This is a genomic window from Streptomyces sp. NPDC005281 (assembly GCF_040607495.1).
GTDB lineage: Bacteria > Actinomycetota > Actinomycetes > Streptomycetales > Streptomycetaceae > Streptomyces.
On sequence record NZ_JBEXGX010000009.1, the window covers coordinates 25,494 to 38,943 of the forward strand.

12 protein-coding genes are annotated in these 13,450 nt (G+C 69.1%); 5 read left to right on the plus strand and 7 right to left on the minus strand.

Features of this window, described 5'->3' with window-relative positions; translation table 11 throughout:
• Positions 1–59: 59 nt before the first annotated feature.
• Entirely contained in the window at positions 60–680 is a 621-nt protein-coding gene (locus tag ABZV42_RS14695; protein WP_339128935.1) for a heme-copper oxidase subunit III, read from the minus strand.
• A gap of 202 nt (positions 681–882) precedes the next feature.
• On the opposite strand from ABZV42_RS14695, the gene ABZV42_RS14700 reads away from it, so the two are divergent.
• A complete protein-coding gene (locus ABZV42_RS14700; RefSeq protein ID WP_356052115.1) occupies positions 883–1,284 on the plus strand; it encodes a hypothetical protein in 402 nt (133 codons plus the stop codon).
• A 64-nt stretch (positions 1,285–1,348) separates the two neighbouring features.
• On the opposite strand, the gene ABZV42_RS14705 is transcribed toward ABZV42_RS14700, so the two are convergent.
• From ABZV42_RS14705 to coxB, 4 genes are all read right to left on the minus strand, one after another.
• Positions 1,349–2,620, minus strand: coding sequence for an Ig-like domain-containing protein (locus ABZV42_RS14705; RefSeq protein WP_356052117.1), 1,272 nt, complete (start codon positions 2,618–2,620; stop codon positions 1,349–1,351).
• A gap of 130 nt (positions 2,621–2,750) precedes the next feature.
• Positions 2,751–3,149 (minus strand): cytochrome c oxidase subunit 4, encoded by a 399-nt coding sequence (locus tag ABZV42_RS14710; protein ID WP_355983681.1) that lies wholly within the window; start codon positions 3,147–3,149, stop codon positions 2,751–2,753.
• Positions 3,146–4,882, minus strand: a complete 1,737-nt coding sequence (gene ctaD / locus ABZV42_RS14715; RefSeq protein WP_355983680.1) for a cytochrome c oxidase subunit I — start codon at positions 4,880–4,882, stop codon at positions 3,146–3,148. Before ctaD ends, ABZV42_RS14710 begins: the two co-directional genes overlap by 4 nt.
• Positions 4,879–5,844 (minus strand): cytochrome c oxidase subunit II, encoded by a 966-nt coding sequence (gene coxB, locus ABZV42_RS14720; protein ID WP_355983679.1) that lies wholly within the window; start codon positions 5,842–5,844, stop codon positions 4,879–4,881. The genes ctaD and coxB overlap by 4 nt, the downstream gene beginning before the upstream one ends.
• A 309-nt stretch (positions 5,845–6,153) precedes the next feature.
• On the opposite strand from coxB, the gene ABZV42_RS14725 reads away from it, so the two are divergent.
• Positions 6,154–7,536 carry an aminotransferase class V-fold PLP-dependent enzyme gene (locus ABZV42_RS14725; protein WP_355983678.1) on the plus strand — a complete coding sequence of 461 codons (1,383 nt, stop codon included), beginning with the start codon at positions 6,154–6,156 and terminating at the stop codon, positions 7,534–7,536.
• A gap of 197 nt (positions 7,537–7,733) precedes the next feature.
• Here ABZV42_RS14725 and ABZV42_RS14730 read toward each other — a convergent pair whose 3' ends face one another.
• On the minus strand, positions 7,734–8,708 hold the full coding sequence (locus ABZV42_RS14730; RefSeq protein ID WP_355983677.1) for a carbohydrate kinase family protein: 975 nt from the start codon (positions 8,706–8,708) through the stop codon (positions 7,734–7,736).
• Between the two features lie 133 nt (positions 8,709–8,841).
• Between ABZV42_RS14730 and ABZV42_RS14735 the strand changes: the two genes are divergently transcribed.
• Both ABZV42_RS14735 and ABZV42_RS14740 read left to right on the plus strand, forming a co-directional pair.
• Entirely contained in the window at positions 8,842–9,063 is a 222-nt protein-coding gene (locus ABZV42_RS14735; protein ID WP_355983676.1) for a hypothetical protein, read from the plus strand.
• A 208-nt stretch (positions 9,064–9,271) separates the two neighbouring features.
• Entirely contained in the window at positions 9,272–11,284 is a 2,013-nt protein-coding gene (locus ABZV42_RS14740; protein ID WP_356052119.1) for a hypothetical protein, read from the plus strand.
• Between the two features lie 191 nt (positions 11,285–11,475).
• Here the strand turns inward: ABZV42_RS14740 and erpA are convergent, their stop codons facing one another.
• On the minus strand, positions 11,476–11,832 hold the full coding sequence (gene erpA, locus ABZV42_RS14745; protein WP_355983703.1) for an iron-sulfur cluster insertion protein ErpA: 357 nt from the start codon (positions 11,830–11,832) through the stop codon (positions 11,476–11,478).
• Positions 11,833–12,166: 334 nt separating this feature from the next.
• On the opposite strand from erpA, the gene nadA reads away from it, so the two are divergent.
• Positions 12,167–13,351: a quinolinate synthase NadA gene (gene nadA / locus ABZV42_RS14750; RefSeq protein WP_356052121.1), complete on the plus strand. Its 1,185-nt coding sequence runs from the start codon at positions 12,167–12,169 to the stop codon at positions 13,349–13,351.
• The last annotated feature ends 99 nt before the right edge of the window (positions 13,352–13,450 follow it).

The following is a 13,450-nucleotide window of genomic DNA, read 5'->3' on the forward strand; positions in this document are numbered from 1 at the left end:
ACCCCGGTGTCAGGATCTTCTGCGTCGGTGCTTCTGGATGTTTCGGGCGGTGCGCCCGATTACTTGATCAGGTAGATCGTGGCGAAAAGGCCGATCCAGACGACATCGACGAAGTGCCAGTAGTAGGACACGACGATGGCTGCGGTCGCCTGCTCGTGAGTGAACCTCCGAGCCGCGTAGGTGCGACCGAGGACCAGCAGGAAGGCGATGAGTCCGCCCGTCACATGCAGTCCGTGGAAGCCGGTGGTCAGGTAGAACACCGAGCCGTACGGGTCGGAGGAGAGCGAGAGCCCGTCCTTCTTGACCAGTTCGGTGTACTCGAAGACCTGACCGCCGATGAAGATCGCACCCATGATGAAGGTGACGATGAACCACATCCGGAGCTTCTTCACGTCCCCGCGCTCGGCGGCGAAGACGCCGAGCTGACAGGTCAGGGAGGAGAGCACCAGGATCGTGGTGTTCGTCGCGGAGAACGGAAGGTTGAGATGGCTTGCCATCTCCTTCCAGTGATCCGGCCCGGTCACCGATCGCAGGGTGAAGTACATCGCGAAGAGGGCCGCGAAGAACATCAGCTCGGAACTCAGCCAGATGATGGTTCCGACGCTGGTGAGGTTCGGCCGATTGACCGACGGGTGCGCGTGCCCGGTTTCTACTGTCGTTGCTGTCGCCACGACCGACATTATGTCGGTCGCTTATCCCGCCCTCACGCCGGGGGGTGCCGTTCGGGGTGTTGACCGGGTGTGTCCAGCCCGTATGGACCATCGAAGCCGTGTCCGAACCGGTGCTGACGAGGTGTTCAAGGGAGTACCATCCGCGCATCGGGCCGGGGACGATCAGCCCGATCGCACGATGTCCGTACGACGCTGACGTCTCGGAGGAAGAATGCAGCCGACCGCCACGGTGCTGGTCTACAGCGACAACTCCAACACCCGCGCGCAGGTGCGGCTCGCCACCGGGCGCAGGCCCGCCCCGGACGTGCCGCTCGTCGAGTTCATCGAGTGCGCGACGCCGGCAGCCGTCATCAAGGAGCTCGACAAGGGTGGCATCGACGTCTGCGTGCTGGACGGCGAGGCGGTGCCGATGGGCGGCATGGGGGTGTGCCGGCAGATCAAGGACGAGATCTTCAACTGCCCGCCCGCGCTGGTGCTCATCGGGCGCCCGCAGGACGCCTGGCTGGCCACCTGGAGCCGCGCGGACGCCGCGGTGACCCTGCCGGTCGACCCGGTGGAGTTCGCCGCCTCACTGGCCTCCCTGCTCCGTCGCAGGAACCTTCTCAGCGCCTGAGGACGAGGTGGACCCGCGCCCCCGCGAGGGGCGCGGGTCCGGTCCGTCCGGCTCGCTGGGCGCGTCACGCGCTCTCGGGGCGCAGTCTGGCGCGCTGGGCCGGGCTCGGGGCGTCCGGGGACCCGGCCACCAGCGCGCTGCCCTCGCGCCAGTTCTTCCAGTCCATGTTCCAGTCGCCGAAACCGTTGCCGAACGCGTCCATGGTCTTGCCGTCGGAGTTGACGACCTTGACTATGTCTCCGGCGTTGAACGTGTTGAAGAACCACTCGGCGTTCGCGGTGCTCATGCCGGTGCAGCCGTGGCTGACGTTGGCGTACCCCTGGGAGCCGGTCGACCAGGGCGCGGCGTGGACGTACTCGCCGCTCCAGGTGACCCGGGTGGCGTAGTACACGGGCAGGTCGTAGGAGTCCGCACTGCCCTCGGCGATGCCGACGGTGGTTCCGCGCATCCGTACGAGGTACTCCTTCTCGAGCACGACCTTGACGCCGTTGCGCGTGTCGAAGCCGGGCTTGCCGGTGGTGACGGGGATCTCCTTGATGTCCTCGCCGTTGCGGTAGACGGTCATGGTGTGCGAGCCGGCGTCGGTCAGGGCGAGCATGCTGTCCCCTGTGGTGATCTTCACGGGCTTGGCGTCGCCGCCCCACAGCCGTTCGCCGACCCTGACGCCGGAGAGGTTGCTGTGGGCCGTGATGGTGGCGTGGGCGGGCCAGTACTCCTTGGGGCGGTAGTGGAGCGTCTTGTCGTCGACCCAGTGCCAGGCGCCGTCCACCGCGGGGGTGGAGTCGACTCTCAGGGCGCGTTCGACGATCGTGCGGGCCGCCTTGTCCTTGACGGGGGCGCTGAGTACGGCGGTGACGGGCTGGCCGACGCCGTACTTGCCCGTCTTGGGCCCGAACTCGACGTTCAGCAGCTTCTTCGTCTTGGGCGTGCTGGTGTCGAAGGCGATGACCTTGCGGCCGGGGGCGCCGTCCGTGTCCTCGGTGCTCACGTGCACCGTGTAGTGGGCGCCTGCGGCCAGGGGCGAGGTGCTGTGCCACCGGGTGCCGTCGGCGGACAGTTCGCCCGCTACGTAGCGTCCTGACGCGTCCGTGGCGGTCACGTCGGTGATGCGCCCAGCGTCACTCTCGGTGGTGATTTCCAGGGGCTTGTCGGGGTCGATCCGGGTCTGCTTCTTGCTGTCCTCGGAGAGTCCCTTGAACGAGATCTGTCCCGCCGCGTCGTACGGCTTCGCCGAGAGCGGGTGGTCGTCGGAGCCGCAGGCGGCGGCGCCGGCACCGAAGGCGACCACCAGCCCGGTGCAGCTGACGACCGTGCGGATTCGCGGTGAGTGGTTCATGAGTCCACGCTATGAACGCCCGTCAAGCACGGCGCGCCGGGTGGGCCGAGCGAGGGACGGAAGACGCGGCAAACGAGGGAGCCCGGACTCTCCTGACGGAGTGTCCGGGCTCTCACGTGTTCAGCGCGTGCTACTGGGTGCGGTTCTCACCGTGGTAGTACTCGAAGACCCAGCCCCACAGGCCGAGCATGATGAGCGGCGCCGAGAAGTACAGCAGCCACCAGCCGAAGACGACGCCCAGGAAGGCGAGCGCGCCACCGGTGCCGAGCGCGAGCGGCTGCCAGCTGTGCGGGCTGAAGAAGCCCACCTCGCCGGCCTCGTCCGCGACGTCGGCCTCCTTGTCGTCCTGTGCCAGGGCGTCGACCCGCCGGGCCGTGAAGGCCAGGTAGTAGCCGATCATCATGCTCAGGCCGAAGCCCATGAAGAGGGCCGTGGTGCCGGCCGGCTCCTTGGACCAGACGCCGTAGACAACCCCCATGATGAGGATGAACAGCGCCAGCCAGATGAACATCTTGCCTTGGACCTTCACTTGCCGGCCTCCTTTCCACCAGGAAGGGCCGACGAACCGTGACCGGCGGTCTCGAGCTGGTCGAGAGCGGCGATCTCCGGGTGGTGCAGGTCGAACGCCGGGGATTCACTGCGGATCCGCGGCAGGGTGAGGAAGTTGTGCCGCGGCGGCGGGCAGGAGGTCGCCCACTCCAGCGAACGGCCGTAACCCCACGGGTCGTCGACCTCGACCTTCTTGCCGTACTTCGCCGTCTTCCACACGTTGTAGAGGAACGGCAGGATCGACAGGCCCAGCAGGAACGAGCTGATCGTCGAGATCGTGTTCAGCGCGGTGAAGCCGTCGGCCGCGAGGTAGTCCGCGTAGCGACGCGGCATGCCCTCGGCACCGAGCCAGTGCTGCACCAGGAACGTGCCGTGGAAGCCCACGAACAGCGTCCAGAAGGTGATCTTGCCGAGCCGCTCGTCGAGCATCTTGCCCGTCATCTTCGGCCACCAGAAGTGGAAGCCGGAGAACATCGCGAACACCACGGTGCCGAACACCACGTAGTGGAAGTGCGCCACCACGAAGTAGGAGTCGGACACGTGGAAGTCCATCGGCGGCGAGGCCAGGATGACGCCGGTCAGACCACCGAAGGTGAAGGTGATGAGGAAGCCGACCGCCCAGAGCATCGGTGTCTCGAAGGACAGCGAGCCCTTCCACATCGTTCCGATCCAGTTGAAGAACTTCACGCCGGTCGGTACGGCGATGAGGAACGTCATGAAGGAGAAGAACGGGAGCAGAACGCCACCGGTGACGTACATGTGGTGCGCCCACACGGTCACGGACAGACCGGCGATCGCGATGGTCGCGCCGATCAGGCCCATGTAACCGAACATCGGCTTGCGCGAGAACACCGGGATGACTTCGGAGATGATGCCGAAGAACGGCAGGGCGATGATGTACACCTCTGGATGGCCGAAGAACCAGAAGAGGTGTTGCCAGAGCAAGGCTCCGCCGTTGGCCGCATCGAAGACGTGCGCCCCGAATTTTCGATCCGCCTCCAGGGCGAACAGGGCCGCCGCGAGAACGGGGAAGGCCAGCAGCACCAGAACCGCGGTGAGCAGGACGTTCCACACGAAGATCGGCATACGGAACATCGTCATGCCGGGAGCGCGCATGCAGATGATCGTGGTGATGAAGTTGACCGCGCCGAGGATGGTGCCGAAGCCGGAGAAGGCCAGACCCATGATCCACATGTCCGCGCCGATGCCCGGCGAGCGGACCGCGTCCGACAGCGGGCTGTAGGCGAACCAGCCGAAGTCGGCCGCACCCTGCGGGGTGAGGAAGCCGCCGACCGCGATCGTCGAGCCGAAGAGGTACAGCCAGTACGCGAACATGTTCAGCCGCGGGAACGCCACGTCGGGCGCGCCGATCTGGAGCGGCATGATCCAGTTCGTGAAACCGGCGAACAGCGGCGTCGCGAACATCAGCAGCATGATCGTGCCGTGCATCGTGAACGCCTGGTTGAACTGCTCGTTCGTCAGGATCTGCAGACCCGGACGAGCCAGCTCGGCGCGCATGAGCAGCGCCATGACGCCGCCGATCACGAAGAACGCGAACGACGTGACCAGATAGAGCGTGCCGATGGTCTTGTGGTCAGTGGTGGTGAGCCACTTGATCACGACACTGCCGGGCTGCTTGCGCCGTACGGGCAGCTCGTTCTCGTAAGAGTCTTCGGCTGCGTCGGCACCCTGGGGTTCGTTGAGGATGCTCACAGGTTGTTCGTCTCCCGGTTCTTCTCGTGGCCCGTCTGCTCAATGCCGGCCGGGACGTAACCGGTCTGTCCCTTGACCGCGAGCTCCTTGAGGTGGGCCTCGTAGCGCTCGGGGGAGACGACCTTCACGTTGAAGAGCATCCGGGAGTGGTCGACGCCGCAGAGTTCGGCGCACTTGCCCAGGAAGGTGCCCTCACGGTTCGGGGTCACCTGGAAGGAGTTGGTGTGCCCCGGGATGACGTCCTGCTTCATGAGGAACGGCACCACCCAGAAGGAGTGGATGACGTCACGCGAAGTGAGGACGAAGCGGACCGTCTTGCCCTTGGGGAGCCAGAGGGTCGGACCCGGGTTGCCCGTCTGCGGGTTCCGCGAGGCGGGAGTGCCGACGTCGTAGACGCCGCCGGCGTTCGCCGGGAAGTCCTTCTTGAACCGGTCCGGAATGGCTGCCAGGTTCGGGTCCGTCTTGGCGTCACCGGAAGAACCGGGGACGTTCTCGACGTAGTTGAAGCCCCAGCTCCACTGGAAGCCGACCACGTTGACCGTGACGTCGGGCTTCGGGCTGAGACTGAGGAGCTTCGTCTCGTCTCGTGCGGTGAAGTAGAACAGCACCGAGACGATGATGAGCGGGACCACCGTGTACAGCGCCTCGATGGGCATGTTGTACCGGGTCTGCGGAGGAACTTCGACCTTGGTCCGGCTGCGCCGGTGGAAGATGACGCTCCACAGGATCAGGCCCCAGACCAGCACGCCCGTGGCGAGCGCGGCCGCCCACGAGCCCTGCCAGAGGGAGAGGATCCGCGGAGCCTCCTCCGTGACCGGGGTGGGCATACCAAGGCGGGGGAAGTCTTCCCAGTTGTACGAGCAGCCAGTGGCCGTCGCCAGGACCAGGCCCGCAGTCATTGCCTGCAGCAGCTTCCGCCGCATCGGGCGCCGCGGCGAGCGGTCGGAGCCGTTGGGACTCACGTAGCGCCTTCCCGAGAGTCTCGCCCGCGCTGTTGGCTGCGGCCTTCTCGCTGGTCGGTCGCCGCCCTGCGTCGGGCAGGGGTTTGGATGTTTATGCGGACCAAACCCTACTGGACGCTATTTGGGGTCGCGCGGGGAGGGTGCCCAACGCGCCGCCCGACTCCCCGAAGGAGTGCTGTTTCGCCTGCAAGGCCTTGTCAGAGCACCTGGAATGCCCCGGTCCGGATGGCTTCTGACGCCCCCTTGGGAGGTCCGGCGGCGGGGCTCGCGACGGGCAAACGTTGCCTGCCGCGGGACTAGCGTGGGGGCGTGTCCTACTTCGACGCCGCGTCCGCGGCCCCGCTGCATCCCGTCGCCCGGCAGGCCCTTCAGGTCTCGCTCGACGAGGGGTGGGCCGATCCCGCCCGCCTCTACCGCGAGGGAAGGAAGGCCCGGCTGCTTCTCGACGCGGCGCGCGAGGCGGCGGCCGAGGCGGCGGGCTGCCGCCCCGACGAACTGGCCTTCACCACCTCCGGCACCCGCGCGGTGCACTCCGGGATCGAGGGTGCGCTGGCGGGCCGGCGGCGCGTCGGACACCACCTGATCGTGTCAGCCGTCGAACACTCGTCGGTACTCCATTCGGCGGACCTCCACGAGGCGTCGGGCGGTGCGGTGACCCGCGTTCAGGTGGACCGCTCCGGACGGGTGTCCCCTTCTTCCTATGCCGAGGCCCTGGCACCCGGCACCGCGCTGGCCTGCCTCCAGTCCGCCAACCACGAGGTGGGCACGGAGCAGCCGGTGGCCGAGGTAGCACATGCGTGCCGGGAGGCAGGGGTGCCGCTGCTGGTGGACGCGGCGCAGTCGCTGGGCTGGGGACGGGTGGAGGGCGCCTGGTCCCTGTTGACGGCGAGTGCCCACAAATGGGGCGGCCCCTCGGGCGTCGGACTGCTCGTCGTACGCAAAGGGGTCCGGTTCGCGCCCCAAGGGCCCGTGGACGAGCGGGAGTCGGGACGCGCGGCCGGGTTCGAGAACATCCCGGCGATCGTCGCCGCGGCGGCCTCGCTGCGGGCCGTCCAGGCGGAGGCTGCGGTGGAGGCGGCACGGCTGCGTGAGCTGACGGAACGGATCCGCGCGCGGGTGCCCGCGCTGGTGCCGGACGTCGAGGTGGTCGGCGACCCGGTCCGCCGGCTCCCGGGGCTCGTCACCTTCTCCTGTCTCTATGTCGACGGAGAGACTCTGCTGCACGAACTGGACCGCGCGGGCTTCTCGGTCTCCTCGGGCTCGTCCTGCACGAGCAGCACCCTGACCCCCAGCCATGTCCTGAAGGCCATGGGTGTCCTGAGCGAGGGCAACGTGCGGGTGTCGCTGCCGCCCGGCACCGAGGAGAAGGACGTCGACCGCTTCCTGTCGGTGCTCCCGGGTGTGGTCTCGGGAGTGCGCGAGAAGCTGGGGGCACCGACGGCGGTGACGAAGGTTCCCGCGTCGCTCGACACGCTGGTGGTCGACGCGCTGGGCAGGCGCTGCCCGATCCCCGTCATCGAGCTGGCCAAGGTCATCGGGGACGTGCCGGTCGGCGGCACGGTCCGGGTCCTGTCCGACGACGGGGCGGCACGGCTCGACATCCCCGCGTGGTGCGAGATGAGGGGCCAGGAGTACGTCGGCGAGGAGCCGGCGGACCGCGGCTCGGCGTACGTCGTCCGCAGGCTGTCGTAACACCCGCGCCCAAAGCCTGGCCGGACCCCGGCGGGAACGAGACGGCCCGACCTGCGCCGGACCGGGCCGACCCCGACCTCAGCCGTACCGGGCCGGGCCCATGCCCCTCGGACCGGGCCGGGCCCATCCCCTCGAACCGGGCCCGGCCCGCCTCCGTAGAACGGAGACGGGCCGGGACCTCGGTCGGCTGCGGGGATCTAGGCGAGGTACGCCCGGACCTCCGTGGCGGCGTCGTCGCCGTACGCCTTGGTGAAGCGGTCCATGAAGTGGGCTCGGCTCAGCTGGTACTCCTGCGTGCCGACCGTCTCGATGACCAGGGTGGCGAGCATGCAGCCGACCTGGGCGGCGCGCTCCAGGTCCACTCCCCAGACGAGACCTGAGAGGAAGCCGGCGCGGAACGCGTCACCGACACCCGTCGGGTCCGCCTTGAGCTCCTCCTCGGGGCAGCCGACCTCGATCGGGTCGTGGCCGACGCGCTCGATCCGGACACCGCGCGAGCCGAGCGTGGTGACCCGGTGGCCGACCTTGGAGAGGATCTCCTCGTCGTTCCAGCCCGTCTTGGACTCGATGAGCCCCTTCTCGTACTCGTTCGAGAAGAGGAACGTCGCACCGTCCAGGAGGACCCGGATCTCGTCGCCGTTCATGCGCGCGATCTGCTGCGAGAAGTCGGCGGCGAAGGGGATCGCGCGCGAGCGGCACTCCTCGGTGTGGCGGAGCATCCCCTCGGGGTCGTCCGCGCCGATCAGGACGAGGTCGAGACCGCCGACCCGGTCCGCGACGGCCTTGAGCTCGATGAGGCGGGCCTCGCTCATCGCGCCCGTGTAGAAGGAGCCGATCTGGTTGTGGTCGGCGTCCGTGGTGCACACGAAGCGCGCCGTGTGCAGCACCTCGGAGATGCGCACGGAGGCGGTGTCGACGCCGTGCCGGTCGAGCCAGGCGCGGTACTCGTCGAAGTCCGAGCCGGCCGCTCCGACCAGGATCGGCCGGGTGCCGAGCTGGCCCATGCCGAACGCGATGTTCGCGCCGACCCCGCCCCGGCGGACATCGAGGTTGTCGACCAGGAAGGAGAGGGAGACCGTGTGCAGCTGATCGGCGACCAACTGGTCGGCGAATCGGCCGGGAAAGGTCATGAGGTGGTCGGTGGCGATGGAGCCGGTGACTGCGATACGCACGGCTAGGACACGCTCCTGCGAGGGGAGGGGATTGACAGTTAACGCTACCGGGTCCGCACGCGACCCCTGAAGGGCCAAAACTACCCGATAGTAGATCTTTCTTCGTGACGGCAACGGTGCATACGGTTCCGGTATGACGAACCTCAAGGTCCATGGCACCGCTCCGCTCGGCCCGGTCGGCGACCTCGAAGGCGATCTGGCGTCGCTGCGCGGCGACTGCGCCCGGATGGCCGGTCACTGGCTGGCCCCCGCACCTGTCCCTCCCCTGCATGTCTCTCCTTCCCTCATCCATGGGGTGACCGTTCCGCCCGCCTCGGCGCGGCTGCTGGACGCGATGTCCGACTACGGCGACTGACCGGCGGCCTCCGCTCGGCGCCGCCGAACGGGTGAGAGCCCCGGCGGCGCCGAACGGGTGAAAGGGAGTGCGCCGGCAGGGAACCGTGCGCTCCCCCGCTGCGTCCCACCGCTGTCCCCCGTGAAGGGGATGCGCCATACGACCCTGGAGTGCCCGTCATCGACAGGGCCGGGTCATGGGACAGCAGTGGAGCCGAAGGAGCGATGCGGTGAGCACCGAGCGACCCGACAACGACGCGACCGACCCCGCCGGGGGTCACGCCAGGGGTCCCGTCGAGAGCGCCGCCGACGACGCCGTCACGGATTCCCCCGGCGACGCGGTGGCGACTCCCGCCGGGGACGTCGTCGCGATTCCCGCCGGGAACCCGACCGGGGAGCCCGACGGGAACCAGGTCGAGGGTCCCGACGAGAGCGCGCCGGAGAGGGCACAGAGGACCGCGGAGTCCGACGCCGGCCCGGCCGAGAGTCGCGCCGAGGGTCCCGTCGAGGACACTCCGCAGGCACCCGCCAAGGAAGCGGCCCTAGCGCCCACCAAGAAGACAGCGCAGGCCCTCTCTGAGGTAGCAGCCGAGGAAGCGGCCCACGAGACGGTGGAGGGTGGTGCGGGCGCGACCGCATCCGGTGTGCCCGGCACCGTCACGGGTTCCCCCGAGGGAGTCGGCGCCGGCACCGCGGAAGACTCCGGCGCGGGCCACTACGCAGACTCAACTGCAGCAGGTCCCGTCGAGGGTGCCGGGGCCGGTGGAGGGCGGCGGCGGACCCCCGTGGTCGTCGCCTCGGTCGTCGCCGCCGTGCTGCTCGTCGGGGGCGGCGGCGCGTACTTCGCCGCGACGGCGTCCGGCGGCGGCAGTGCCACCACCCCCGGAGCCGACGCCACTCCCCCGCGGCTGGCCCTCGACGGCTACGTCGCGAGCACCGGGACCACGGGCGGCACCGCCGGTATCGCGCCCGGCGAGCCCGACCCCTACGGCACGACCTACCGCGCGAACGGCACGCTCCCCTCGGGTCCCGGCTCGGCGCATGTGCGGTGGGCCGAGGGCAGGGTGACCCGGGCCGAGGTGGCCCGGCTCGCGAAGGCCCTGGGCCTGGCGGGCACACCCCGGCTCGCCGGGGACGCCTGGACGGTCGGCAGCGTCAAGGACGGAAGCGAACCGAACCTTCGGGTCACCGCGGACGCGCCGGGGACCTGGACGTTCAGCTCCTCCCTGCCGGGAGGCGACAACTGCGCCAAGGTCACGATGTGCCCGCTCGCCGGCTCCGTCTCCCCGTCCGATTCCGCGCCGGGCCCGGTGAGCGAGTCGGCGGCGAAGAAGGCGGCGGCGCCCGTGCTGAAGGCGGTGGGCCAGGACGACGCGAAGCTGGACGCCGGCCAGCTCATGGATCGGGTGCGGGTGGTGAACGCCGACCCGGTGCTCGGCGGACTGCCCACGTACGGGTGGACGACCGGCCTGCGGATCGGCACGGACGGTCATGTCATCGGCGGCAGCGGCCGGTTGAAGACACCGGTGGAGGGAGACGCGTACCCGGTCGTCGGCGCGCGCAAGACGCTGGACCTGATGAACGGGCAGGCGTCGGCGACGGGCGGCAGGCGCATGGGCATCGGCGGCTGCGCCAGCCCCGTACCGCTGAAGGACCGGGACGAGATGCCGTGCGAGCACCCCTCCCCGGCGAAGCCGGAGGCGGTGACCGTCGAGAAGGCCGTCTTCGGACTGGCGGCGCAGCGCGCGAACGGGCGCCAGGCACTGGTGCCGTCCTGGCTGTTCGAGGTGCGCTCGCCCGGCGCGCAGGACACGTACACCGTGACGCATCCGGCGGTCGACCCGGCGTTCCTCGCCTCGCCGGAATCGCCCGCGCCGCCGAGCGCCGATCCGACCGTGCCGGTGCCGTCCGGCCGGCCGTCCTCGCCCGCGGCGACACGTGATGTCGGTGTCCAGGGCTACACGGCCCACGGCAGGGATCTGAGCGTCGACTTCACCGGCGGGGTGTGCGCCGACTACACGGTGTCGGCGAGCGAGAGTTCCGGCAGGGTCACCGTCACCGTGACGGAGAAGCCCTGGAAGAACAAGGTCTGCATCATGATCGCCAAGATCTACGAGAAGACCGTGCGCCTGGACGCGCCGCTCGGGGACCGCGAGGTCGTGGGCAGCGACGGCAAGGCGGTCCACCACGGGCGCTTCGGTGTCCCCGAGACCTCCAAGGCCTCGTCGGCGGGGCGCAGCTAGCGGCGCCCGGTCCCGGACACGCGAAGGCGGCGTCCCCGCGAGGGGGACGCCGCCTTCGTCCGTACTGGCGTGTACACGCGTGACCGGCCATGGCCGCGCGCCGTGGGGTCGGCCGCCCGACGACGCTCGAAGCCGGCCGGACACGGTCCGGGTGGCTTCGGGCCCGGTCGTCCGGGCCCGTCGGTCCGCGACTAGCTGAAGGAGTCGCCGCAGGCGCAGGAGCCCGTCGCGTTCGGGTTGTCGATCGTGAAGCCCTGCTTCTCGATGGTGTCCACGAAGTCGATCGAGGCGCCGCCCAGGTACGGGGCGCTCATGCGGTCGGTGACGACCTTCACACCGTCGAAGTCCTTGACGACGTCGCCGTCGAGCGAGCGCTCGTCGAAGAAGAGCTGGTACCGCAGGCCGGAGCAGCCGCCGGGCTGAACGGCGACGCGCAGCGCCAGGTCCTCGCGGCCTTCCTGGTCGAGCAGGGCCTTGACCTTGGCCGCGGCGGAGTCGGACAGCTGGATGCCGTCGCTCACGGTGGTGGTCTCGTCCGATACGGACATCTGCTTCTCTCCCGGGTTGTACGGAGACTGCTTGCCGACGGTTGCAACCGGCGGGGCCGCGGATTCATTCCGGGCCGTGCTCATGTCTTGTGCGTTCTCTCTTCATGCTCGCACATACGCCCGCGCACGAACACCGGCCTGTGGACAACCCCACGGACACCCGGGTGTCACCCGCCGGAGAGGCGACCGGGATTCACGTCACATGGACGCTATGGCCATCGTCAACGTGACGTGAAGCGGTTATGATAGATAGCGTCAAATAGACGAAAAGGCATCGTACCGCCGGACGCTCCCTACGAGCCCGGCGACCCGCAGAACAGAAAGGGTGCGTGTCGTGACCACCGCCCAGACCCAGGAGCTCGACGTACAGCCGACGCCCCTCGCCCTGCTGCTGCTCGGCCGCCAGGCCGATCCGAAGAGCGAGCGAGGTGTCGAGTGCCCCGGCGACCTGCCCTCGCCGTCCGACCCGGACCTGGTCGAGCGCGCGCGGGCGGCCAAGGAGAAGCTCGGCGACAAGGTCTTCGTGCTCGGCCACCACTACCAGCGCGACGAGGTCATCCAGTTCGCCGACGTCACGGGTGACTCCTTCAAGCTGGCCCGCGACGCGGCGGCCCGCCCGGAGGCCGAGTACATCGTCTTCTGCGGTGTGCACTTCATGGCGGAGTCCGCCGACATCCTCACCGGCGACGCCCAGAAGGTCGTCCTGCCGGACCTCGCCGCGGGCTGCTCGATGGCCGACATGGCCACCGCCGAGCAGGTCGCCGAGTGCTGGGACGTGCTGACCGAGGCCGGCATCGCCGAGCAGGTCGTACCCGTCTCGTACATGAACTCCTCCGCGGACATCAAGGCGTTCACGGGCAAGCACGGCGGCACGATCTGCACGTCGTCGAACGCCAAGCGGGCCCTCGAGTGGGCCTTCGAGCAGGGTTCGCAGGTGCTGTTCCTGCCCGACCAGCACCTCGGCCGCAACACCGCCGTCCGCGACATGGGCATGTCCCTGGACGACTGCGTGCTCTACAACCCGCACAAGCCCAACGGCGGGCTGACCACGGAGGAGCTGCGCAACGCGAAGATGATCCTGTGGCGCGGCCACTGCTCGGTGCACGGCCGCTTCAGCGTGGACTCGGTGAACGACGTACGTGAGCGCATCCCGGGCGTCAACGTCCTCGTACACCCCGAGTGCAAGCACGAGGTCGTCGCGGCGGCCGACTACGTCGGCTCCACGGAGTACATCATCAAGGCCCTGGAGGCCGCCCCGGCCGGCTCCAAGTGGGCGATCGGCACGGAGCTGAACCTCGTACGGCGCCTCGCGAACCGTTTCGCTCCCGAGGGCAAGGAGATCGTCTTCCTCGACAAGACGGTCTGCTTCTGCTCGACCATGAACCGCATCGACCTGCCCCACCTGGTGTGGACCCTGGAGTCCCTCGCCGAGGGGAACCTGGTCAACCGCATCGAGGTCGACAAGGAGACCGAGGCGTTCGCGAAGCTGGCGCTGGAGCGGATGCTGGCGCTGCCGTAACCGCCGCCCCGCCGCACGCGACATCGAAGAGGCGCCCCTCGTGACCGAGGGGCGCCTCTTCGCATCTACGTCGCTCAGCTCCGCCCGGCCGGAAAAGGC